The sequence below is a fragment of the Maribacter sp. IgM3_T14_3 genome (assembly GCF_049603095.1).
Classification (GTDB): domain Bacteria; phylum Bacteroidota; class Bacteroidia; order Flavobacteriales; family Flavobacteriaceae; genus Maribacter.
In genome coordinates this window covers 33,223-56,843 of sequence record NZ_CP187138.1, presented here as the reverse complement: position 1 = coordinate 56,843, position 23,621 = coordinate 33,223, and the positions used below count along the sequence as shown (strand labels likewise).

The 23,621-nt window shown below is 34.6% G+C and carries 28 protein-coding genes; 18 read left to right on the top strand and 10 right to left on the bottom strand.

Annotated features, from left to right (window positions below; translation table 11 throughout):
• Positions 1–25 precede the first annotated feature (25 nt).
• The 6 genes from ACPF9A_RS00295 to ACPF9A_RS00270 all read left to right on the top strand — a co-directional run bounded on the left by ACPF9A_RS00295 (position 26) and on the right by ACPF9A_RS00270 (position 3,740).
• A complete protein-coding gene (locus ACPF9A_RS00295; RefSeq protein WP_424000560.1) occupies positions 26–535 on the top strand; it encodes an RNA polymerase sigma factor in 510 nt (169 codons plus the stop codon).
• Entirely contained in the window at positions 522–959 is a 438-nt protein-coding gene (locus ACPF9A_RS00290) for a hypothetical protein (RefSeq protein WP_424000558.1), read from the top strand. The genes ACPF9A_RS00295 and ACPF9A_RS00290 overlap by 14 nt, the downstream gene beginning before the upstream one ends.
• A 1-nt stretch (position 960) precedes the next feature.
• Positions 961–1,515 carry a DUF4252 domain-containing protein gene (locus ACPF9A_RS00285; protein ID WP_424000556.1) on the top strand — a complete coding sequence of 185 codons (555 nt, stop codon included), beginning with the start codon at positions 961–963 and terminating at the stop codon, positions 1,513–1,515.
• 106 nt (positions 1,516–1,621) lie between these two features.
• On the top strand, positions 1,622–2,164 hold the full coding sequence (locus ACPF9A_RS00280) for a DUF4252 domain-containing protein (protein ID WP_424000554.1): 543 nt from the start codon (positions 1,622–1,624) through the stop codon (positions 2,162–2,164).
• A 62-nt stretch (positions 2,165–2,226) separates the two neighbouring features.
• On the top strand, positions 2,227–2,766 hold the full coding sequence (locus tag ACPF9A_RS00275; protein WP_424000552.1) for a DUF4252 domain-containing protein: 540 nt from the start codon (positions 2,227–2,229) through the stop codon (positions 2,764–2,766).
• 164 nt (positions 2,767–2,930) lie between these two features.
• Positions 2,931–3,740, top strand: a complete 810-nt coding sequence (locus tag ACPF9A_RS00270; RefSeq protein WP_424000550.1) for a mechanosensitive ion channel family protein — start codon at positions 2,931–2,933, stop codon at positions 3,738–3,740.
• 16 nt (positions 3,741–3,756) lie between these two features.
• Here ACPF9A_RS00270 and ACPF9A_RS00265 read toward each other — a convergent pair whose 3' ends face one another.
• From ACPF9A_RS00265 to ACPF9A_RS00255, 3 genes are all read right to left on the bottom strand, one after another.
• Positions 3,757–4,689, bottom strand: a complete 933-nt coding sequence (locus tag ACPF9A_RS00265; protein WP_424000548.1) for a mechanosensitive ion channel family protein — start codon at positions 4,687–4,689, stop codon at positions 3,757–3,759.
• Positions 4,690–4,815: 126 nt separating this feature from the next.
• Positions 4,816–6,159, bottom strand: coding sequence for an adenylosuccinate lyase (gene purB, locus ACPF9A_RS00260; RefSeq protein WP_424000546.1), 1,344 nt, complete (start codon positions 6,157–6,159; stop codon positions 4,816–4,818).
• Between the two features lie 125 nt (positions 6,160–6,284).
• Entirely contained in the window at positions 6,285–6,851 is a 567-nt protein-coding gene (locus ACPF9A_RS00255) for an adenylosuccinate lyase (RefSeq protein ID WP_424000544.1), read from the bottom strand.
• 34 nt (positions 6,852–6,885) lie between these two features.
• Here ACPF9A_RS00255 and ACPF9A_RS00250 point away from each other — a divergent pair, with 34 nt between their 5' ends.
• The gene (locus tag ACPF9A_RS00250) at positions 6,886–7,359 is read left to right on the top strand and encodes a heme-binding domain-containing protein (protein WP_424000542.1); all 474 of its coding nucleotides are present in this window, start codon (positions 6,886–6,888) and stop codon (positions 7,357–7,359) included.
• On the opposite strand, the gene ACPF9A_RS00245 is transcribed toward ACPF9A_RS00250, so the two are convergent.
• Positions 7,328–8,014, bottom strand: a complete 687-nt coding sequence (locus ACPF9A_RS00245; protein WP_424000540.1) for an SIR2 family NAD-dependent protein deacylase — start codon at positions 8,012–8,014, stop codon at positions 7,328–7,330. The two genes, ACPF9A_RS00250 and ACPF9A_RS00245, sit on opposite strands and share 32 nt — an antisense overlap.
• Before the next feature lie 48 nt (positions 8,015–8,062).
• Here ACPF9A_RS00245 and ACPF9A_RS00240 point away from each other — a divergent pair, with 48 nt between their 5' ends.
• Both ACPF9A_RS00240 and ACPF9A_RS00235 read left to right on the top strand, forming a co-directional pair.
• Positions 8,063–8,719, top strand: a complete 657-nt coding sequence (locus ACPF9A_RS00240) for a TrmH family RNA methyltransferase (RefSeq protein WP_424000538.1) — start codon at positions 8,063–8,065, stop codon at positions 8,717–8,719.
• Between the two features lie 135 nt (positions 8,720–8,854).
• The gene (locus ACPF9A_RS00235; protein ID WP_424000536.1) at positions 8,855–9,220 is read left to right on the top strand and encodes a VOC family protein; all 366 of its coding nucleotides are present in this window, start codon (positions 8,855–8,857) and stop codon (positions 9,218–9,220) included.
• Between the two features lie 14 nt (positions 9,221–9,234).
• Here the strand turns inward: ACPF9A_RS00235 and ACPF9A_RS00230 are convergent, their stop codons facing one another.
• The 5 genes from ACPF9A_RS00230 to ACPF9A_RS00210 all read right to left on the bottom strand — a co-directional run bounded on the left by ACPF9A_RS00230 (position 9,235) and on the right by ACPF9A_RS00210 (position 15,059).
• Positions 9,235–10,926: an alpha-amylase family glycosyl hydrolase gene (locus ACPF9A_RS00230; protein WP_424000534.1), complete on the bottom strand. Its 1,692-nt coding sequence runs from the start codon at positions 10,924–10,926 to the stop codon at positions 9,235–9,237.
• A 51-nt stretch (positions 10,927–10,977) separates the two neighbouring features.
• Positions 10,978–11,748, bottom strand: coding sequence for a carboxypeptidase-like regulatory domain-containing protein (locus ACPF9A_RS00225; RefSeq protein WP_424000532.1), 771 nt, complete (start codon positions 11,746–11,748; stop codon positions 10,978–10,980).
• Positions 11,749–11,822: 74 nt separating this feature from the next.
• Positions 11,823–13,682 (bottom strand): DEAD/DEAH box helicase, encoded by a 1,860-nt coding sequence (locus ACPF9A_RS00220; RefSeq protein WP_424000530.1) that lies wholly within the window; start codon positions 13,680–13,682, stop codon positions 11,823–11,825.
• Between the two features lie 158 nt (positions 13,683–13,840).
• Positions 13,841–14,485, bottom strand: coding sequence for a DUF4337 domain-containing protein (locus ACPF9A_RS00215; protein WP_424000528.1), 645 nt, complete (start codon positions 14,483–14,485; stop codon positions 13,841–13,843).
• Positions 14,475–15,059, bottom strand: a complete 585-nt coding sequence (locus ACPF9A_RS00210; RefSeq protein WP_424000526.1) for a non-canonical purine NTP diphosphatase — start codon at positions 15,057–15,059, stop codon at positions 14,475–14,477. Before ACPF9A_RS00210 ends, ACPF9A_RS00215 begins: the two co-directional genes overlap by 11 nt.
• A 59-nt stretch (positions 15,060–15,118) precedes the next feature.
• Here ACPF9A_RS00210 and ACPF9A_RS00205 point away from each other — a divergent pair, with 59 nt between their 5' ends.
• From ACPF9A_RS00205 to ACPF9A_RS00180, 6 genes are all read left to right on the top strand, one after another.
• The gene (locus tag ACPF9A_RS00205) at positions 15,119–15,571 is read left to right on the top strand and encodes a methyltransferase family protein (RefSeq protein WP_424000524.1); all 453 of its coding nucleotides are present in this window, start codon (positions 15,119–15,121) and stop codon (positions 15,569–15,571) included.
• Between the two features lie 94 nt (positions 15,572–15,665).
• The gene (locus tag ACPF9A_RS00200) at positions 15,666–16,271 is read left to right on the top strand and encodes a SatD family protein (RefSeq protein WP_424000522.1); all 606 of its coding nucleotides are present in this window, start codon (positions 15,666–15,668) and stop codon (positions 16,269–16,271) included.
• Between the two features lie 2 nt (positions 16,272–16,273).
• The gene (locus ACPF9A_RS00195; protein ID WP_424000520.1) at positions 16,274–16,969 is read left to right on the top strand and encodes a DUF3307 domain-containing protein; all 696 of its coding nucleotides are present in this window, start codon (positions 16,274–16,276) and stop codon (positions 16,967–16,969) included.
• A gap of 8 nt (positions 16,970–16,977) precedes the next feature.
• Positions 16,978–17,769, top strand: coding sequence for an alpha/beta fold hydrolase (locus ACPF9A_RS00190; protein ID WP_424000518.1), 792 nt, complete (start codon positions 16,978–16,980; stop codon positions 17,767–17,769).
• Between the two features lie 140 nt (positions 17,770–17,909).
• Complete coding sequence (gene serA, locus ACPF9A_RS00185) at positions 17,910–19,802, top strand: phosphoglycerate dehydrogenase (RefSeq protein WP_424000516.1); 1,893 nt, start codon at positions 17,910–17,912, stop codon at positions 19,800–19,802.
• 171 nt (positions 19,803–19,973) lie between these two features.
• Positions 19,974–20,792 carry a type IV pili methyl-accepting chemotaxis transducer N-terminal domain-containing protein gene (locus tag ACPF9A_RS00180; protein WP_424000514.1) on the top strand — a complete coding sequence of 273 codons (819 nt, stop codon included), beginning with the start codon at positions 19,974–19,976 and terminating at the stop codon, positions 20,790–20,792.
• A gap of 27 nt (positions 20,793–20,819) precedes the next feature.
• Here the strand turns inward: ACPF9A_RS00180 and rlmH are convergent, their stop codons facing one another.
• Positions 20,820–21,293, bottom strand: coding sequence for a 23S rRNA (pseudouridine(1915)-N(3))-methyltransferase RlmH (gene rlmH / locus ACPF9A_RS00175; protein ID WP_424000512.1), 474 nt, complete (start codon positions 21,291–21,293; stop codon positions 20,820–20,822).
• Positions 21,294–21,358: 65 nt separating this feature from the next.
• On the opposite strand from rlmH, the gene nadC reads away from it, so the two are divergent.
• Genes nadC through ACPF9A_RS00160 form a run of 3 tightly spaced genes read left to right on the top strand, consistent with a single transcriptional unit; the run spans position 21,359 to position 23,621 of the window.
• Positions 21,359–22,216, top strand: a complete 858-nt coding sequence (gene nadC / locus ACPF9A_RS00170; protein ID WP_424000510.1) for a carboxylating nicotinate-nucleotide diphosphorylase — start codon at positions 21,359–21,361, stop codon at positions 22,214–22,216.
• Positions 22,217–23,191 carry a YihY/virulence factor BrkB family protein gene (locus tag ACPF9A_RS00165; protein ID WP_424000508.1) on the top strand — a complete coding sequence of 325 codons (975 nt, stop codon included), beginning with the start codon at positions 22,217–22,219 and terminating at the stop codon, positions 23,189–23,191.
• The gene (locus ACPF9A_RS00160; protein WP_424000506.1) at positions 23,181–23,621 is read left to right on the top strand and encodes a DUF2147 domain-containing protein; all 441 of its coding nucleotides are present in this window, start codon (positions 23,181–23,183) and stop codon (positions 23,619–23,621) included. Before ACPF9A_RS00165 ends, ACPF9A_RS00160 begins: the two co-directional genes overlap by 11 nt.

The following is a 23,621-nucleotide window of genomic DNA, read 5'->3' as shown; positions in this document are numbered from 1 at the left end:
AAAGTTTACAAACAGCCAAACCAAAATGAAACAAACGGAGTTTTTACATATTGTGTTGCCCTTTAAAGATAAGCTGTTCCGTCTAGCCAAAAGATTATTGGTGTCAACAGAAGAAGCTGAAGATGCCACGCAAGAGATTCTTATCAAATTATGGTCCAAAAAAAATAAAATGGAATCATATAATAATGTAGAAGCGTTTGCGATGACAATGACAAAAAACTTTTGTTTAGATAGATTAAAATCTAAACAAGCGGGTAATTTAAAATTGGTACACAGTAATTATACAGATTCTAGTACATCGTTGCAAAGTGAATTAGAGGCAAAGGATAGCATAAATTGGGTAGAACGCATCATGGCAGAATTGCCCGAGCAACAAAAAATGGTATTACAATTGCGAGATGTAGAACAATATGAGTATGAAGAAATAGAAAAATTATTAGATATGAAACCTACAGCCATACGGGTAGCCTTATCTAGAGCTAGAAAAACCGTACGGGAAAAATTAATGGAAAAGCATAATTATGGAATTGCATAACATAGAAAAATTAATAGAAAAGTACTTTGAAGCGACCACTACCGTTGCTGAAGAAGAAACACTGAGAGCTTACTTCGCCAATGAAGATATTGCACCTCATTTAGAGCAGCATGCGCCTTTGTTCAATTACTTTTCAATAGCAAAAGAAGAACGCTTTACAAAGCCAGTGCCATTAAAACCTAGAAGAAGTTATTTAAAATGGGTATCTGTTGCGGCGATAGCGGTCTTTATGGTCGGGCTTTATTTTTATCAGCCTACACCACCTCCTGTTACTTTAGCAGATGAGTATACACCAGAGGAAATTGAATCTGCAAAAGAGGCTTTAGCCTTATTGGCAATGAATTTTAATAAAGGTACAGAGCAACTGTATCATTTAGAAGAATTTGAAAAAACAACGAATAAATTTTTAACGAAAAATAATTAAGATGAAAAAGATACTAGTATTAACGCTTATGGTGTTAGCCCCTGTAATTATCAATGCTCAAGATATATTTGAAAAGTATGAGGATAATGATAAGGTGACCTTTGTGGCTATGCAGCCAAAAATGTTTCAGATGTTGGGTAAAATGAGCGTAAGTTCAGATGACCCAGAAGCTAAAGAATTTTTTGAATTGGTGAATTCCATTACCAGTTTTAAGGTAATTACCACCGAAGATGCGGCTATTTCTAAAGATGTAGACAAGTGGGTCACCAATCGTTTAAGTAGCTCTTCTTTTGAAGAACTTATGAGAGTGCGTGATGGTAGCTCTAATGTGAAGTTTTACGTAAAGGAAGGTAAAGATAGCGACCATGTAAAAGAGCTTTTAATGTTCGTAACCGGTTTAAAAGATAAAGACATAGATATCGACGGTAGAAAACTTGAAACCGTTTTATTATCGTTAACAGGTGATATAAATCTACGTTCAGTTTCAAAATTGACCGAAAAAATGGATCTGCCAGGTGGCGATCAATTGGGCAAAGCGTCTAAAAAAGGAAATTAATCAGTAATAGTTCGCATCGAACCTAATAAGTTCAATGTAATTTAAGTATTCATCAATTCATCAATCGCCTTATCTAATAAAAGGTAAGGCACTAAAAACAACAATCATGAGAAAAGTAGCAGTAGTAATTTTAATGGCAATTTTACCCGTATTTGGTTTTTCACAATCTGTATTTGACAAATATGAGAATATGGATAATGTAGGGTCTGTAATTGTAAACAAAGGTATGATCGACCTGGTTTCCAAATTTGGTAGTATGAGTGACGATGCCGAGGCGAAGGAATTTATGGAAGTAGCTAGCGGACTAAAAAATGTAAAAGTGTTCATGACCGAAGATGCTTCGGTTTCTGCAGACATGACATCAACGGTAAAGAAATACCTTAAATCTTCTAAGTTAGAAGAATTGATGCGTGTAAAAGACAAAGATGTAAACGTGAAATTTTATGTTAGAGATGGCTCAAAGAAAGACCATGTGTCAGAGTTATTAATGTTCGTTAGTGGTTTAGGCGATATCGAAGTAGGTGATAACGGGCGAAAGCTTGAAACGGTTCTAGTCAGCCTTACCGGTGATATTGACTTGAATAAAATAGGTACTTTGACCAGTAAAATGGATTTGCCTAATGATTTAAATAAGGCATCAGGTAAGTAATACAGTTAACAAAAAGACCTTTCGATTTGTCGAAAGGTCTTTTTTAATTTAAAAAACATATTATGAAAAAAGCAAATTGGTTAATGATGTTGGTAATAGTTTTTATCATATCCTCATGCTCGTCAGAGCAGAGTTTGCAAGAGTATTATATCGCAAGTGCACAAAATCCTAATTTTATGTCCTTCGATTTACCTTCTAGTCTTTTGAATTTAGAAAAGGCAAATTTGACCCAAACAGAAATAGAGGCAGCATCTTCACTTAAAAAGTTGAATATACTGGCATTTCAAAAGAAACCTGAAAACGAAGCAGATTATCAGATTCAAAAAGCTGCTATTAAATCGATTCTGAAAGATGATGATTATAGTGAACTCATGAAAATGAATACCTCTATGGGTAAAGCAACCTTGCAGTTAAAGGGTGATGATGATACCATAGATGAATTAATAATTTATGGAGATAATGATGAAAAAGGACTTATTCTTGTTCGAGTATTAGGTGATGATATGAACCCAGCTAGTTTTGTTCAGTTAATTCAAGCGATGGAAAAATCTGATTTTGATGGTAAAGGATTAGAAAAACTTGGGGATTTGTTGAAAGGATAATTTTTTTCTACAACTATTTTATATACAGCCCACTACGTAATTGTAGTGGGTTTTTTATTTGGGTTGAAACTTGATTGTGTGAATTTTTAATGTGACCAATCGAGAAAAAGGGTGTCATAATAAGTGAGTACAATATATAAACAACCTAAAAAAAACATTTTAAAATGGAAAACGCACAAGTATGGATTGACAAAGGAATTGGAATGGCAATGGAATATGGACCAAAGGTTCTGATGGCCATATTAATATATATAATCGGTTCTTGGGTTATAAAAAAGTTAATTGGTGTCACTAGAAAAGGGATGACCAAGCAGGATTACGATGAATCATTGCAGAAGTTCTTGTTAAGTTTAGTGAAATGGGCACTTACAATATTTCTGATTATTACGGTTATTTCAACCTTAGGTGTTGAAACAACAAGTTTTGCAGCAGTAATTGCGGCAGCTGGTTTAGCCATTGGTTTAGCTTTACAAGGTTCTCTTTCTAATTTCGCCGGTGGTGTACTACTTATTATATTCAAGCCTTATAAAATTGGCGATTTGATAGAAGCTCAAGGAGTATTGGGTAATGTAAAAGAAATTGAGATTTTTACAACCAAATTGATAACACCAGAAAATAAATTGGCGATTGTACCTAATGGTGCCATGGCGAATGGTAACATAGTAAATTATACTGCAGAAGGTAAAATAAGAGTTGATACTACAGTTGGTGTAGCTTATGATTCAGATTTACAAAAAACGAAAGATGTGTTGTTGGCAATGTTAAAGTCAAATCCTTTAGTGTTACAAGATCCAGCACCTTCAGTAAATGTATCTGAATTGGCAGATAGTTCTGTAAACCTTGCAGTGCGTCCTTTCTGTAAGCCAGAAGATTTTTGGGATGTTTACTTCGCAACAATTGAAGGAACTAAAAAAGCATTGGATGGTGCAGGTATTGAAATTCCTTACCCACACGAAGTTCAAATCAATAAATAATATTCAGTCTAGTTAGTTAATAAAAAGCCCGTTGAACTTGTTCAGCGGGCTTTTTTAGTTTGTAATACGACTGCTTGGCAATTTGCAAATTATTTTTTCCGAAATCTAATGTTCTGATAGGGAACGGAATATTGATATCTCTCTCATCAAAATGTTTCTTGATAATTTTAATTGCTTTGTGTCTTGCGGCATGCTCTTGTTTTACATTAACACAATCTGCCCAGAAGCGAACCATAAAATTGATAGAGCTATCACCAAATTCGGTAAAAAAGAATTCCACCGATTCATCATCATTCTGCTTAAAATTATCGGCAATAATTTTTACGGTTAAATCTTCGACCATTTGCAGGTCACTTTCATAACCAACACCACAATTCACAAAAATTCTATTTCTATTATTTAAAGAGTAGTTTGTAAATGAACCGTCAATAAATTTAGAATTAGGGATGACAACAATATTGTTATCCGGTTTTTTAAGGATGATATTTCGTAAACTTATTTCGGTAACAAAACCAGATACACCATCTGCTGAAATAAAATCGTTTATTTTAAGCTGTGGCATAAACGAAAGTATGAGTCCGCCAAATGTGTTACTAAGCGTACCTTGTAAAGCTAGACCAACTGCCAAACCGACAACACCAGCTCCAGCTAATATGCTTGTTAATACCTTATCTAAATCTAAAACACCAAGGGCGATAAAAAATCCGATTAAGATAACCGCCACAAAAACGACTTTAGCAATGATTTCTTGAATAGATACTTGAGATATTTTTCTAAGAATGGTTCGTTTAAGTACTTTACGTATTCCTCGTGCCAGAAAGTAAAACAAGAACATTACCAAAACTGCCATGGCTAAATTTGGTAATTTTAAGATAATAGCTTCTAACCAGCCATCGAGTTTATCCCATAAATTACTTACCGATTTTTCAACTGAGAAATTTGCTTGCATATGTTTTTAGATTTGTATTCAAGTGGAATATATACGATATAAGCCGCAATCTAAAATGCATATCGCCCGAAACGGGCGATATGATGTATATGAACAAAAGAAAAGTTTTAATGCATTAAAACTGCTCTAAATACCAGTGTAATTACTAGGTGATATTTGTTTCAATTCTTTTTTAATATCATCAGAGACTTCTAAAGTATCGATAAAATTGGAAATAGAATCTTTATTTATTTTCTCGTTTGTACGCGTAAGTCCTTTTAAAGCTTCGTAAGGGTTAGGGTAGCTTTCGCGTCTCAATATGGTCTGAATAGCTTCTGCCACAACAGCCCAGTTGTTTTCTAAATCTTGCTCAAACTTCACTTTGTTTAAAAGCAGTTTATTCAGTCCTTTCAAAGTAGATTGAAAGGCAATAATAGTATGTGCAAATGGCACACCTACGTTTCTAAGAACCGTACTATCTGTTAAATCTCTTTGTAATCTAGATACAGGCAGCTTGGCAGATAAATGTTCGAAAAGTGCATTGGCAATACCTAAATTACCTTCAGAGTTTTCAAAATCGATAGGGTTTACTTTATGTGGCATCGCAGATGATCCAACCTCACCAGCCTTAATTTTTTGTTTAAAATAATCCATAGACACGTAGGTCCAGAAGTCTCGATCTAAATCTAAGATAATGGTGTTAATACGCTTAAGTCCATCGAATAAAGCAGCTAAATGATCGTAATGTTCTATTTGAGTAGTGGGGAACGAATGTTGAAGACCTAATTTTTCTTGAACGAATTGTTGACCAAAAGCTCGCCAATCTATCGAAGGGTAAGCTACTACATGTGCGTTAAAGTTACCTGTAGCGCCACCAAATTTTGCTGCACTTGGTATATCGTTCAATAAATTGAATTGTTCTTTTAAACGAACAACGAAAACTAAAATTTCTTTTCCTAAGCGGGTAGGGGAAGCGGGCTGACCATGGGTTCTTGCCAACATTGGTATGTCTGCCCATTCTAAGGTCAATACATCTAATTTTTCAAGTAATTCAAAATATTGAGGAACATAAACATCGTTCATTGCTTCCTTAATAGAAAGCGGTATCGCGGTATTGTTGATGTCTTGAGATGTTAATCCGAAATGGATAAACTCTTTGTATTGCGATAAATTTAAAGCATCGAAAGCTTTTTTAATAAAGTATTCAACCGCCTTAACATCATGATTGGTAGTTCTCTCTATCTCTTTTATTTCTTCGGCATCTTCAGTAGAAAAATCAAGATAAATTTTTCTAAGGGTTTCAAATTTTGACGTATCAAAAGAAGAAAGTTGAGGCAAAGGAATTTCACAAAGTGCAATAAAGTACTCTATTTCTACTCTAACCCTATATTTTATTAGTGCTTCTTCAGAGAAGTACGCAGATAAAGATTTGGTTTTAGAGCTATAACGACCGTCAATGGGTGAAATGGCATTTAGTGCATTAAGAGACATAATGATTGGTTAAATTAATAAGGGGCAAATATACCTAATCGTATCAACGTTTAAAACCATAAGTGCTTTAAGTTATGTTCAAATACATTGATTTAATGAACAATTATCGAAGGTGCTTAACTACGTTACTTTTTTTCAAGAACTTTTAAAGTCATTCTGGCTCTTGCCTTGTATGCAGCACTTCCGCTTTCGTAGTTTTGATTTAGTATTTGCTGTAATTCTGGATGGATCCAACTTATTGTACTACCTATTAAAAGAAGGGTAGTCATTGAATATGCTTTTGGGGCAACTTTATAATCACCGATAAGCCAATCAAAAGCAACTTCGGTAATAGTATTGAGGTGATTTGTGGTTAATTTTTGGATGGATTTCACTGATTTTTTTGAAAATTGGTCGAGTACCAATAATTGGCAAATTTTTGAAGCCGGACGAACAGACGATTCTAGTGTAATATATTTTAACGAATCAATGAATACATCAATATCTATTAAAATATAATGCAAATTTGTTTTGGCAACACTTTCTAAAACCCAGCCAGCCTTGCATGATATGGGGTCTATATCTTCTTTAATTATCTCAATAAGTATAGGAACTAAATACGGATTGTCTTCAATTTTTGAAGCCATTTTGTTGCGGTTATCTCTTGAGGCACTTACATATTTCAATGCTTCATAAAGTTCTTCCTTAGTCATAAAATTGTATCTTTATTCTTCATTTCCCCCAAATATGAAATTACTAAAAAAAATTAGCCTAGCAGTTGTAGTTGTGCTTGTTGGTATGCAATTTTTCAGTCCTACAAAAAACATATCACCAGGTAGTCATACAGAAGTATTTATAAAAGAAACGAATCCTTCAGCTGAACTAAAAACTATTTTCGAAAATTCTTGTTATGATTGTCATAGTAATAATACCGAATACCCGTGGTACAACAATATTGCGCCAATTTCTTACTTACTGGCTGACCATGTAAAGGAGGGTAAAAAACATTTAAATTTTTCTGAATGGCAGGGGTATTCTTTACGTAAGAAAGATCGGTTATTAGAAGAAATTGAAGAAGAAGTAGTTGATGGTAATATGCCTTTAAATCAGTATACATTTCTTCATAACGACACTGCGCTTACCCCAAACGAGGTGAACGAATTAGTAGAGTGGGTTAGACAGACCAGAATTATTTATCAATTAGGGAAGCAACCAAAGTAGGCAAACCGTCAACCGCATTTTGAGTGATTATCGTTAAATTTTTTTTGTGAGATTCTGTGATAGATGGTTTTGGGTCAATAAAATAGATGGGTGTGCCGCTATTTACAAAATCAATTAAACCTGCTGCTGGGTATACTTGCATCGATGTACCAACAATGATTAAATAATCTGCTTTTTCGGTTATAGCTATTGCATCTTCTAGAAGAGGAACTGCCTCGCCGAACCATACGATATGTGGTCTAAGTTGAAATCCGTTTTCACAGGTGTCACCAAGTATAATATCATGCGTGCATTCAAAAATATCTTCTACAGAAGCAATGCTTCTAGCTTTCAATAATTCGCCATGTAGATGAAGAATATTCGAGCTACCCGCACGTTCATGAAGGTCATCAACGTTTTGGGTAATGATATGTACATTGTAGTGCGCTTCTAAATCAACCAGTGCTTTATGGGCAGCATTAGGTTCAACCGTTAAAAGTTGTCTTCTTCTTTGGTTGTAAAACTCTAAGACCAATGCCGGGTTGTTCTCAAAACCTTCTGGTGTGGCAACTTCCATGACGTCATGCCCTTCCCATAATCCATTAGCATCTCTAAAAGTTTTTAATCCGCTTTCGGCAGAAATTCCTGCACCAGTTAATACGACTATATTTTTCATAAGGTCTTAATAATAGGCATAAAAATATACTTTTCTTATCTTGTGCGCATGATTGATTTGAAGCTTTTAGCGTATTTAGAAGAATTTATTTCAGAAAATAGAAAACAGCGATTTAATGAAATATTGGCTCAGCGAACGAACTATTTAACGGTCGCTGTAGAAGATGTCTTTCAAATGCATAATACAAGCGCAGTGGTAAGAAGTTGCGAATCTTTCGGTGTACAGACTGCGCATTTGATTGAGGATAGAAACGGACAACATTTAGATGAGGAAATTGCCATGGGCGCGCAGAAATGGGTAGATATAAAACGGTATCAAAATTCAAAACAAGTAATTGATTCGTTACGAGAAAAAGGATATAAAATTGTAGCTACTAGTCCGCATGCACATAGTTCGCTTTTACAAGATTTTAATTTAGATGGTAAAACAGCTTTGTTTTTTGGTACGGAGAAAAATGGATTAAGCGATTATGTACTAGAAAACTCAGATGCCTATTTGAAAATACCTATGGTAGGTTTTACGGAAAGTCTTAATATTTCTGTTTCAGCAGCAATTATACTTCAGCATTTAACAACCAAATTAAAATCTTCAGAGGTAGATTGGAAATTAACCGATGAAGAAATATTTGAAAGACGATTAGATTGGACAAAAAAGTCGATAAAGAGTATTGATGATATTTTAGAAAGATATAAGTCTGATAATTAAATTTTAAACTAACTTCTTAGCTAATAACTTGTTGACCAATAGATATTTATAGTAATGGTTTTATATCTATATAAAGGTTGGAGAAGGTTTTAAAAAAGGATTGCAGAGTCTTAAACGTAATTTAAATAGTTAGAAATGATAACATGGTATGAAATTCCTGTAGCAGACATGACTAGAGCTCAAAAGTTCTATGAGTCAATTTTAAATGTTACCATTACAGTGAACAATTTTGGAGAATTTGTAATGGGTCTATTCCCAGGCAAACAGACTTTGGGTCAGGCTAATGGTGCTTTGGTGCAGCACGACCAATATGTACCTAGCCAGTCGGAAGGGGTACTTGTTTATTTGGCATGCGACGATGCCGCCGTTGTTTTAGGAAAAGTTGAAAAAGCAGGGGGACAAGTATTGCAATCAAAAACTGAAATAGGTGACGGACACGGATTTATGGGGCTTTTGAAAGATACCGAAGGCAATAGAATTGCAGTTCATTCAAACGCCTGATTGTAAATTAGCTGTTACTGAATAAGTTCAAGTAATACAACATCATAATTGTTATCTAAAATCACTATGTTTTTATTTACGGTTACCTCAGTTTCTGAAAAACGATCGTATAATTTTGTGCCATCGCCGAAAACACCTTTTACTGAAATTGATTTTTTTCCTTTAGGGGCGTCTAAAGCGATAACTACTTTATCTACAAAATCATCTTTACTAAAGTATCTACTAAACACATAAGGTGCTTTAGAAATTCTTTTATGAATACCGGCACCAATTGATGGGTGGTCATTTCTAAAGGTCCCTAATTTCTGCCAATAACTTAAAGTTTCTTTTGTTTTTGGTAAGCTGTCTAGCTCGTTCCAATTCATGAACGATCTTAATGTAGCGTCACCTTGGGTGCCTTCTATTACTAGACTACGAGCAGTTTCATCACCATAATATATTTGTGATGCCCCAGGGGTCAATAGCAATATATTTGCTGCTCTTTTAGGGTTTGTTCTTTCTTGGTCGAAAGGTTGTCCATCATCATGAGATGTAAGATAGTTTAAAACGCTTTTGTCTTTGAAAGTGGTATGTAGTAGTTTGCTATACTTGGTAAAAACAGTATCATAGTCACTATTGGCTTCGGTCTTTAATTCGAAATTGATAAGACTTTTAAATCCGTTATCGAAATAGTTTACTTTTTTGTCGCCTAGATCAAATTCTTGTCCGCCAGAAATTCCGTAATTATAAACTTCCCCGACCATATAAAAAGGGTTGTCATCTATTACTTTGTTATCATTTTTCTTTTTCCAAAGTTCGAAAGCAGCAGAAGCCTCTTTGTACAGTTCTGCCCACGAGTTTTCATTGGCATGTTTAACAGTATCGACTCTAAAACCATCAACGCCATATTTATGAACGTAATCAGTTAGCCATTTAATGATGTAAAATCGAGGAGCCCTTGGGTAACCGGTTCGGTCAAAAAACAACTCAAGCTCATCTAATTCTTCGCTAAGTCTGCCTTCGGTTTTCCATTTTGCCAAAAGCGCGTCGGGCAAATTGACTGCGGCATCAGATTCAGTTAATATATCTGGAAGATTAGCAACCAATGTGCACGCTGTAGTATTCTCGTAGGTAGTAAATTCGCAAGTAGGAGAGGTGCGTACCCATTCTGCCGGCCATACAGGATCTTCTTCGGTAATAGGACCCGTATGGTTTAGAACAACATCGAGTAGAATTCGTATACCGTTATTGTGAGCAGTTTCAATTAAAGTTTCTAAGTCATTATCGGTACCGAAATTAGGATCAAGGGCTGTCCAGTCTTTTGCCCAATACCCATGATAGCCATACGTATTACCAGTACCTTCGTCGGTAGCACCATGAATCTGTTCAACAACCGGAGTGAACCAAATAGCATTTACACCAAGGTCTGTAAAATAACCATCTTTTATTTTATTTGTAATACCCTGAATATCTCCACCTAAAAAACCTCTGAGTTCACCGGTTTCCTCATCACGCTCAAAATTTAGGTCGTTGTCGGTATTTCCATTATTGAATCGGTCGGTAAGTAGAAAATAAACGGTAGCAGCTTCCCATTGAAAATTAGGGTTCTTTTTAGGTAGTTCAACAGAATCTTCAACTACGGCAATAGATTCAGAGTTTTCTTTTGCTTTCGGTTGGCATGAGATTAAAGCTATCGAGAATAGACCTAATAAGAATACGTTTTTCATTTCCCTGTTATTTGCAATAAAACTATAACAAGGATTCCGTTTTAAAAAATATTATTTCTTTCTATTCAAAACTTTGTACTCTTCATAACAGCTGCTAATGGCGTCAAGTATCTGAAGGTCATTGGCTGTGGTGATAAAAGATTTAGAATAATTGCAGTTATTTAAAATGTCTTGAATATCGACTTTTTCTAATTGCAAGAACTCTGTTAAGGTTTCTCTGTCAAACTTAGAGGCAAGAAGATTACGAATGTCTTCATCTTCTCTCATTTGTCTGAGCTTACGCATTTGTGCAGGTTTCTTACCAAAAAGGTTTCGTAGTAAATCTGCCGGGTTTAGAATAGCCCCTAAAACTTTAGTTACCGCACTTGGGTTTTTGTTACCGCCTTCATAGCTTACGCCTAAGCCCGATATACTATATTGATAAGCATTATTTATAGGAAGGTTTTTTACGTCGATTTCTAAGTAGCCAGTAAGCTGATATGGTCTAACAATTACTTCTTCTAGGGCATATGCAAGTTCTGTCAGTGCAATTTCTGTATTTTCAAATTTGAACATATCGTTCGTTACCCTTATTTTCTGTGATTTAAAACCAAGAAAAGAAAAGTAAAGAGTGTCGTTTACCGCTGCAGTAATTGAAAATTCACCTTTTTCATTGGTAATTGTTCCAAAAACTTGGTTTAGGTTAACAACGTGCACGCTCTCAAGAGGTTCATCAGATTGAGCATTGACTACAACCGCACTAAGGCGTTGACCTTCTTCTGTTTCTTGAGAGAAACCTATTAATGAAAATAAAAAAAGTGTAATTGATAAAAAATATTTCATTGTATTGACAGCGTAATTAAGTTGCAAACAAAACAAAAAAAATACGCCGAAGCGTATTTTTAATATACAATTAACTAAAAGAAATCTCCCTTTCTTTTGGTTGTACGTCTTTTTCCTGAGTTAGGTGAGCTAGATTCGCTACGTTCGCGTCTTCGTCCTTTAGACTCAGAGCTACCTTCTTTTCTACCTCTTCCGCCGCGGTCATCATCTCTTCTTCCGCCACCGCTGCTTCTTTTTCCTTTATAGCCTCCGCCACCAAAACCGCTTCCGCCGCTTCTGCGATTTCCGCCACCGCCACCACCGGGGTTTTTAGAAACTTCTACATTAACAAATCTACCGTCTACTTTAAATTCAGTAAATTTTTCTAGAATCTGTTGTGTAACTTCCGCTTCGGTGTTAAAGAAAGAAAAACTTTCTTTAACATCAACCTTAAATACATCTTCTTGTCCTAAACCTACAGTATCTCTAATGAAATCTTTCAAGGTCATCCAATCATAACCGTCTCTTTCACCAACATTTACAAAGTAACGAACTGCACCACTTGTTGGTATTTCGCCACCTCTTCTGCCATCACCTCCATCATCACTTCTTTCTCTATTTCTGCCACTGTCAGAAGAATTTAAATCTTTAGACTTGTTATAGTAATTAGAGAACCTTGTAAATTCAACAGAAACTATTTTCTTGATCAATTCTTCGCGGTCTATTCCTTCAAGAACATCATTAATAGCAGGTAAATATCCATCTACATCCTCATTAATTTTTGTGTCCTTTATTTTATTTGCTAAGTGGTATAATTGAATCTCGCAAATTTCGATTCCTGATGGAATTTGTTTTGCAATAAACTTCTGGTTGATCTTATTCTCAATAGCTTTAATCTTACGTTGTTCGCTACGTGTAATAATAACCATAGAAATACCAGATTTACCAGCTCTACCAGTTCTACCGCTACGGTGCGTATACGTTTCAATTTCATCAGGTAATTGGTAATTGATAACATGTGTAATATCATCAACATCAATACCACGTGCAGCAACATCAGTAGCTACAAGCATTTGAATTTGTCTTTTTCTAAAAGAGTTCATTACCAAATCTCGTTGGTTTTGACTCAAATCTCCATGTAATGCTCCTGCATTATAACCATCTTCGATTAAACTTTCGGCAACCTTTTGTGTATCACGTTTTGTTCTACAGAAAATAACTGAAAATATATCTGGGTTGGTATCTGCCAATCTCTTCAAAGCAGGGTAACGGTCTCTACCGCCAACAACATAATATTCATGTTGTACAGTTGATGCTCCAGAGTTTTTTGCTCCCACAGTTATTTCTTGTGGAGAATGCATGAATTTTTTGGCAATAACAGCCACTTCTTTTGGCATCGTTGCAGAGAACAACCATGTAGATTTTTCATTAGGCGTACCAGAAAGAATATCTTTAATATCTTCCATAAAGCCCATGTTCAGCATTTCATCTGCCTCATCTAGAATACAATAATCTATATTCGAAATATCGACAAGACGTCTACTGATCATATCTTTCATACGACCAGGCGTAGCCACAATAATTTGTGCACCTTTTTTAATCTGTCTTGCTTGGTCTGTAATACTTGCACCACCATAAATGGCAACAACATTAATATTACGTTCGTATTTTGAATACGCTTGCATTTCTTTCGTAATCTGCAAGCACAGTTCACGAGTAGGCGATAAGATCAAACCTTGTGTGGTTCTACTATCGCTATCAATTTTTTGAATTAATGGGAATCCGAATGCGGCAGTTTTACCAGTACCTGTTTGCGCAAGCGCAACTAAGTCGGTTTCACTTTCCAATAAAATAGGGATTGCTTTTTCTTGTACTTCTGAAGGGGTTTCAAAACCCAAATCAGTAATAGCATCTAATAAGGACTTTTGCAGTCCTAGAGCTTCAAAATTTGTCATAAAATGTTATACTAAATCGCAAATATGAATGTTGCATAGAGCGATTATCGTATATAACCTATTTAGACTCAGCGCAACACATGCTATACTAGCGGCGTTAATTAAGCGGCAAAGGTACTGCTAATAATTGAATCAATATAATTTATTATTAAGTTATACTACGGAGCTAGTGTATACCCATATATAGATAGGAAAGTAGCGATAATACCGAAGATAATCATGAGCACAATTAGGCCTTTTTGAAGGGTCGGACTATCATATATAATGATACAAACGGCGCCAAGTACGATACAGATCTGATAAAATAGTAGTGCATAGTCAAATTTCTTGGTGGCAAAATCATAGGTTTTGGTCAATTGTTCCCATTCTTTCACTCCGGTAATAATACCCATTTTGCCTTCGATATCTTGCACCCAGTTTTCTTTACCAACTTTTTCAGATCCTAGTAGAATTTCTATTTTTTCAGATTCGTATTTTACTATTTTTTCTCTAACATCAGTCATTTTCTGTTCTATGACCGGTCTATTTTCTTCTGTGACCATACCACTTTCAATTAAAGCACCTAGGTAGTCAAGTTCACTTTCTTTTAAACTTTCTTTTATACTTTTCGATTGATACCAACTAGAATAGCTAACAACGTTGTTGTGTGCAATCATCATCTCTTCCTCTAATTCGCCATTGACCATTTGCGATATGGCCATTAAAGCTGCGAATAGAGCAATTAGAACACCGCCAATAGCTTCTGCTCTTTCTGATGCAACCGATACGACTACTGTTTCGCCGTTGTCTTTTTTATTTAACATGAATACTATTTAAATAGGTAATCAATTTTTTAAATGCTAGCGCTCTGTGGCTAATTTCGTTCTTTATCGATAAAGGTAGTTGCGCAAATGTTTCGCTATAACCATTAGGTTTAAAGATTGGGTCATACCCAAAACCGTTATTTCCTTTTTTTGTTTCTATAATTTCGCCATGTATGCTTCCATCAAATATATGGGTTTTACCATTTAAATTTAAGGCGATTACGGTATTGAAGTAAGCACTTCTATCTTGTTGGTCGGCTAAATTAGCCAAGAGTTTATCCATATTGGCATTAGTGTCGTTTTCAGGTCCTGCATATCTAGCAGAGTATACGCCTGGATCACCATTTAGAGAATCTACAATTAAGCCTGTGTCATCTGCAAAGCAAGGTAGTTGATAGGTGTCGGTTATAAAATCGGCTTTTATTTTTGCATTACCTTCTAGGGTGGTTGCCGTTTCGGGTATATCGGTAGTGCAACCAATCATATCTAAACTAACTAGTTCGATATATGATGGTACCAATTGCTGAATCTCTTTTAATTTATTGGGGTTATGGGTAGCGAATACAAGCTTCATTAAAATAATTTGAAATCTAGTTTGTCAATTTACACCATCAAATGTAGTAATTTTATAAAATGGAGTTAAAAGTACCACCGGCTTTAGTTTTTTTATGTTTCGGATTGATGATGTACCTGTTGGCGGAATTTTTACCGATTGGTTATTTTGATTTTTATGGAAGAATGTTGCTCGCTAAAATTTTAGTAGGTTTTGGAATTTTAATAGCACTTTGGGCACTTTTTCAATTTAATAGTGCGAAAACAACCATAGACCCTACAAAACCAGATAAAGCTTCTAATTTAGTGGTTGGCGGAATATTTAAATTTTCTCGAAATCCCATGTATTTTGCACTGCTTCTTATATTGTTGGCTTTAGGTGTGTTTTTAGGAAATGCTTTTAACACGCTAATCGCTGCGGGATTTGTTGGGTATATGAATCGGTTTCAAATTATACCTGAAGAACGAATTCTCTTAGAGAAATTCGGGCGTTCCTTCAAAGATTATTGTATATTAACAAGGCGTTGGTTTTAAGTATGCATCTTATAATATTGACGAATAGACTTATAAGTACAAATATTAATTAATTAGCTTATAAATACTTATATTAGCGTTTTAACTAATAATTATGATAGCTATAATAACAGGTGACATTATTAATTCTGAAAATCATCCTAGCTCGCAATGGATCGATTTATTGAAGAATTACTTTAATCAATTTGGGGCATCACCAATGAATTGGGAGATTTATCGTGGAGATGAGTTTCAATTAAAGGTTACCGAGAAAAATGCTTTGTTTACTGCTATCCGAATAAAAGCAATGCTTAAAACCATTAAAGGTTTAGACGTAAGAATGGGTGTTGGCATAGGTTTAGAAACATATGTTGGTACAGGGGTAACAGAATCTAATGGTCCCGCATATCAAAGATCAGGGCGTAATTTTGAAACTCTTAAAGAAAGTAAGATTAACATAAGCATAGCTACGGGTAATGCAGATTATGATCGCACTTTAAATTTAATGTTGCGTTTAGCCTTAGATTTTATGGATGATTGGAGTGTTGTTTCGGCAGAAATTGTAACATTGTCGCTAGATTACCCGCATTATTCACAAAAAGAAATTGCTCAACAATTAGGCATAAAACAGTCTGCCGTTAGTCAACGTTTAAAAAGAGCTCGATTAGATTTGGTTTTAGATGTATTATCATATTATAAAGAATTAATTACCAGTAAATAAATATGTTGATTTTTATAAAACTAGTATTGGCTCATTTAATCGGAGACTTCGTTTTACAGCCAACAAGGTGGGTACTTCACAAACAATCGAATAAGATAACATCTAAATTTTTATACGCACATGTACTATTGCATTTTGGTTTATACATGCTGTTTTTATGGGATCTAAGCTTATGGAAAATTGCTTTGATGGTTACTGTAGCGCATTTTGGTATCGATCTGCTAAAACTATACACGAATACATTATTTAAGAATAAAAGCATTCCGTTTTTTATAGATCAGCTATTGCATATATTGGTTATTTACAGTTGTGCGTTTTATGCTGATTTATACGAACATACCTTATCGTTATTTGAAAATTTAGATTGGTATTTGGTAACGGCAATTGTTTTTGTAACCTATCCGGCGGCAATTATAATGGGAATGATTTTAGAGGGCATGTCCAATCAAATCGAAACAGATCACAAATCGCTCCCCAATGCAGGTAAGTACATCGGTATTATTGAACGTCTCTTTGTTTTGATTTTTATAGTAATCGGTAGGTGGGAAGTTATAGGTCTTTTAATAGCCGCAAAATCTGTTTTTAGGTTCAATGATCTTAAAGAGCGTAATAATAGAAAATTGACAGAGTACATATTAATAGGTACTCTGGTAAGTTTTGGGTTGGCAATACTAGCGGGTCTTCTATACATATCTTAAATAAAAGCATGATGTCATCAAAGTATATTTTATTCTGTTTATTGATGATAGCCTTCTCTAAAACAGCTAGTTCTCAATCAAGTAAATTCGAATCTTTTGATGGTGTGCAAATTGCTTATAACGATGAGGGTAGTGGAGATGTGGTATTATTGTTACACGGGTTTATAAATTCTAGAAAATCTTGGGATAAAACGGCTTTAAAAAAAGACTTAATCGCTGCCGGATATCGAGTAATTATTCCCGATTTACGTGGTAATGGTGATTCTGATAAACCTCAAAAAGAAGAAGCATATCAAAATAATGCAGAAGTAAACGATGTGGTTTTATTGATGAATCATTTAAATATTAAAATGTATAAGGCTATCGGTTATTCAAGAGGCAGCATTGTTTTGGCAAAATTACTGACAGAAGACAATCGTATAGAAAAAGCGGTTTTAGGTGGCATGGGAATCGATTTTACCAATGCCGATTGGGATCGGAGAATTATGTTCGCGAAAGCATTTGATGGCGACGTAAATGAGGAAACCAAAGGTGCGGTAGACTATGCAAAATCTATACATGCAGATTTGCGCTCGTTGCATTTACAGCAAAAATATCAACCTGTAACTTTTATAAGTGATTTAAATAAAATAGCCATTAATGTATTGATAATTTGTGGAGATCAAGATACAGACAACGGTAATTCGCAAGAATTAAGTGATGCCTTTAAAAATGGGATATTAAAGATAGTACCTGGGGATCATAACGGTACATATAAGACGGTAGAGTTCTCATTACCTGCTCTTCAATTTTTAGATTAAGAGCTAGTTAATTTGTCAATTTACATCATAACGTACGCTTTTTGTTTTATTTCCAAGATATCATATATCAGGATAAATTAAATTTTTACTTTTGCTACTTATTTTAACGACAAAAATTCCTATCCAAACCAAAAAAAATAATGGTAGAAGTAAGTAGAAAATACGTTTTTGATTTTGATAGTACGTTAACCAGGGTAGAAGCATTAGATGTTCTTGCAGAAATGACTTTAGAAGGAAGGTCAAATAAAGATGAAGTAATTAAAGAAATACAGAAAATCACCAATTTAGGTATAGACGGTGATATTTCGTTTACAGAATCTTTAGAGCGTAGAATTAAACTATTAAATGCCAAGAAAGAAGATTTAGACGGTTTGGTTGATAATCTGAGAAATAAGATATCAAAATCTATAGCTGCCAACAAAGATTTTTTTGAGAAGTATGCAGATGATATTTATGTAATATCCTGCGGATTTAAAGAGTTTATTGATCCTATTGTAAAAGAATACAATATACCATCTGATCGAGTGTATGCAAATACGTTTAAATTCGACGAAGAGGGGAATATCATCGGTTTCGATGAAAAGAATGTGCTATCTCAGCATAACGGCAAAATTGATTGCCTAAAGCAAATGAATTTGGACGGCGAAGTTCAAGTGATTGGAGATGGTTACAGTGATTATGTCATGCGCGAAGCAGGTATTGCACATAAGTTTTTTGCATATACCGAAAACGTGCATAGAGAAAAGGCCGCTAGTAATGCGGATTATGTTACACCAAGTTTAGATGAATTTTTATTTGTGAACAAGTTGCCAAGAAATATCTCGTACCCAAAGAATAGAATTAAGGTTCTATTATTAGAAAATGTGCACACCGCTGCATTTGATAATCTATCAGAAGATGGTTTTTCTGTAGAATTAATAAAAAATAGCTTATCTGAAGAAGAGCTGATCGAAAAAATTAAGGGCGTTCACGTTCTTGGTATTCGTTCTAAAACGCAGGTAACAGAAACTGTTTTAGCAGCAGCGGATAAATTATTGGTTGTTGGTGCTTTTTGTATAGGTACCACTCAAATCGATTTAGAGTCTGCCAAAAAGAAAGGTGTTGTAGTTTTTAATGCTCCTTATAGCAATACAAGGTCAGTGGTAGAATTGGCTATTGGTGAAATAATAATGTTAATGAGAAGTGTATTTGACCGTAGTAGAGAAATACATAGTGGTCAATGGCAAAAAACGGCAGCAGGATCTAGAGAAGTCCGCGGTAAAAATTTAGGTATCGTTGGTTATGGTAATATTGGTAAGCAATTATCGGTATTGGCAGAAGCAATGGGTATGCGTGTTTATTACTATGACGTAGATGATAAATTAGCTTTGGGCAATGCTGTAAAATGTAGCACGCTAGAAGATTTATTGAATGTGTCTGATGTGGTTACTTTGCATATTGATGATAATAAAGCAAACAAAAACTTCATTGGTGAACGTGAAATAAAGCAAATGAAGAAAGGCGCTATGCTAATTAACCTTTCTAGAGGCTTTGTAGTTGATATCGACGCACTTGCAGAAGGTTTAAAAGATGGTCATATTGGTGGTGCGGCAGTAGATGTTTATCCAGATGAGCCAGCTAGTAATGGTGATTTTCAAACAAAATTACAAGGCTTTGCCAATGTAATACTTACTCCGCATGTTGGTGGTAGTACAGAAGAGGCACAGCGCGATATAGCAGATTTCGTTCCTAATAAAATTATGGATTATATCAATTCTGGTAACACAGTTGATGCCGTAAACTTCCCGAATATTCGTTTGCCAAAACAGAATAAATCGCACAGATTCTTGCATATACATAAGAACGTACCGGGTATTATGGCTAAAATCAATAAGGTGTTAGCAGAGTACGAGCTGAATATCAACAGCCAATATTTGTCAACAGATAACGAAGTTGGTTATGTAATTACAGATTTGGATAAAGAGTATAATAAAGAAGTCTTAAAGGCGCTAAAGAAAGTAGAAAATACCATTAAATTTAGAGTGCTTTATTAGATGATAATTAAGCGGTTACGCTTATTAAAATATAGAATTATTTTAGTGCAAAAATGCAAGTTGAAAAACTTGCATTTTTTTGTTCATTTTTTTGTCATTTGTGACAACATTTTTAGTTCTACAATGTTATAGTTAAAGTACATTTTAAATTTGTAGGAAATATCTTTAATTATGCTTAAAAAGATTTTATCTAAATTAAAATCTGGTAAAAGTTTCAACAACTATTATCTGTTGGTTTTTACGGTAATTGTATTGACCATTGTTATACAATCTATAATACAGTATTCATTAGCTAGACAGCGGCAAGATGCGTTGAGAATAAATGTAGCTGGTCGGCAGAGAATGTTGTCGCAATCGATCGTAAAGAATGTTTACGAGTGTAAATATGGTACGTGCGATTATGGACAATTGCGTTTGGCAATGACCAAATTTGCAAATGCGAATACAGCATTACAAGAAGGAAACGATGCAACAGGAATTCCGATATTGGATAATGAAGAAATTCAAAAAAACTTTGATAAAATACAACCTCATATAAATTTCATTTTAGATGCTATAGACGATTTTAATCAGCTAGGTTCGGTAGATTTGAAAAAATTATCAGCAGAGGCAGATTTGTTTTTAGTGACTATGGATACCATTGTGGGTCAATTTCAAAAAGCATCAGAAGAAGATATTAAAACACTTATGATAATTGAGCTAGAGCTAGCGGTTTTTTCATTGTTGATTTTAATTTTCGAGATTTTCTTTTTCATAAATCCTTCCATAAAAAAGATGGCAATGCAAAATCAGAAATTAAAAGAAATAGCGTGGCATCAAACACATGCTTTTAATGGGCACATGAAAAATATAAAGAACTATAATCATGTGCTTAAGATTGAAAAAAATGTAGCGCATAAAGAAGAGCTTATCTCCTTTCTTATGGAAGAGTTAACCGATTTAGAAGGTGTATCTGATAATATGGTAAAATCTCTCGAGAAGCAAGCGTAGAATGTTTAAAACCCCTATAGCATTATTTTATTGATGGTGGTAGGGTTCATTTTTTAAAATGGTATACCCTCTATAAATTTGCTCAGTTATAAATAAGCGCACCATTTGGTGGGAAAAGGTCATTTTAGAGAGGCTTATTTTTCCAGAAGCCTTAGCATAGATTTCATTACTAAATCCGTAAGGTCCTCCAATTAAAAAAACTAATTGCTTAATACCAGAGTTCATTTTCTTTTGTAAAAAGCTTGAGAATTCAATCGAGGTATATTGTTTACCCTTTTCATCAAAAAGAATTAAAACATCGGTAGGTGCTAGTCTCTTAAGAATAAGTTCGCCTTCTTTATCTTTTTGTTGATCTTCAGATAAATTTTTAGTTTTCTTTAGATCGGGTATCAATTCAATGTCAAAATTGACATAATGCTGTAATCTTTTTTGATAAACATCGATGAGTTCTTGTAATTGAGAGCTATCAGTTTTGCCAATTGCTAAAAGTTTTATAGTCATATGCCAAAAGTAAATCAATTTCGCAAATGGATTTGTAAATTAGCAATACAATAGATTTTACATATATGATTTCAGAAGAACAATTTAAAGAAGAGATTACATTAATCATAGCAAATGCCATTCGTGAAGATGTTGGTGATGGTGATCATAGTTCGTTGGCATGTATTCCTAATACTGCTACAGGTAAGGCGAAATTATTGGTAAAAGATGAAGGAATCATTGCCGGAGTAGATTTTGCTGAGCTTGTATTTTATTTTGTAGATCCTAATTTGAAAATAGAAGTACTAATAAAAGATGGTACGCCAGTAAATCACGGCGATATCGTGTTTTATGTAGAAGGTAGTTCTCAAAGCATATTAAAAGCTGAGCGTTTGGTATTGAATGCAATGCAAAGAATGAGCGCTATAGCTACCAAAACTCATATGTTCGTCAATCTATTGAAAGGCACTGGCACAAAAATTCTAGATACAAGAAAAACTACCCCAGGTATTCGTGCGCTAGAGAAGTGGGCGGTAAAAATTGGTGGTGGAGAAAATCACAGATTCGCATTGTACGATATGATTATGTTAAAGGATAACCATATTGATTTTGCTGGTGGCATAACCAAAGCAATAAATAAAACCAAGAACTATCTTGAAGAAACGGGTCGCGATTTAAAAATCATTGTTGAGGCAAGAAACTTAGAAGAAATCAAAGAAATTTTAGAAACAGAAGGAGTGTTTCGAATATTGATTGATAATTTCAATTATGAAGATACCCGTACGGCAGTCAAATTAATCGGCAATAAATGTTTAACTGAATCTTCTGGTGGTATTAATGAAAATACAATTAGAGATTATGCAGAATGCGGGGTTGATTATATTTCATCGGGCGCGTTGACACATTCGGTGTATAACTTAGATTTGAGTTTAAAAGCGGTGTAGATGTCTTTAGAGGTCGAAGAAAAGCTAGAAAAAATTCCTATTGTAAATTGGTTGGTCAGATTATTAAAGCAAATCAGACTGCCCGGTTTTGAAGGACTTTCTATTTACGATCTTTTAGAGATGTACGTTCTTGGTATTTTAAAAGGTACGTTGTCTACAAGGGCGAGTGCTATTGCCTTTAGTTTGTTTATGGCGCTATTCCCATTAATTATTTTTATGGTGACTTTGGTGCCTTTTTTGGTCTCTTATATTAGTATTGAACATGGCGATTTTGATGTGCAGTTCCAGTTATTTTTAGAGTCCTTTCTACCTAGTGCCACCGGCGATTATTTCGGAGAGGTATTTCAGCAGATTAAAGATCAAAAGCGAGGCGGTTTATTATCATCGGCATTTTTACTATCTATATTCTTAATGGCTAACGGTGTAAATTCGATTTTTGGAGGCTTTGAAACATCGTACCACATAGACCTTACACGGCATTTCTTCAGACAGTATCTTTATGCGTTGATGGTTGGTTTAATACTGGCAATTTTAATTATAGTAGGGTTTGTTGTATTTATCTATTTTGAATTTTATGTGCTAGGATATTTATCTGAGTTTGCAGCAAAACAAGGCGGTTATATTTTGGGTGAAGATGAAGTGGTAGGTGTACAAATTGCAAAGGTGCTTTTCTTTATAATTCTATCTTATTTTACTACTGCCATTCTATATTATTTTGGAACACGAGAAGGTAAGCAAGCGAAGTTCTTTTCTTTTGGTGCTCTAATGACAACAACCTTGTTTTTATTAACATCATATCTCTTCGGAATCTATGTTGAAAAGTTCGCCAGATACAATGAATTATATGGAGCTTTAGGAGGATTATTGATTTTAATGGTCTACATATGGTTAAATTCTAATATATTGCTACTTGGGTTCGAGCTGAACGCATCGCTGAATACATTACGTAAAATCACAAAAAAGAATGATAAATAAGAGCATACAGTTAACTATTCTATTCACAGTATTTATTTCGATGAGCATTTCTGCTCAGTCCGTTTTTGGTAAGTGGAAAACAATTGATGATCGCACAGGTTTGCCAAAAGGTGTAATTGAAATCTATAAGAAAGAAGGAAAAATGTATGGCAAAGTCGTTAAGATCTTAGAGGAAGGACAAGAAGGAAGGATTTGTGATAAATGCGATGGATCATTAAAAGATAAGCCTGTAACCGGTATGGAAATTATTACGGACGGTGAGTTGCATGATGATGGAGAATGGAAGGGTAAACGATTATTTGATCCGGAACAGGCGATGACTTTTCGTTTTAAGATTTGGTTGAATCCAGAAAATGAAGATGAGTTAAAAGTGCGAGGGTATTTGGCATTTATCTACAGAACCCAAACATGGATACGTGTGGAGGGATAA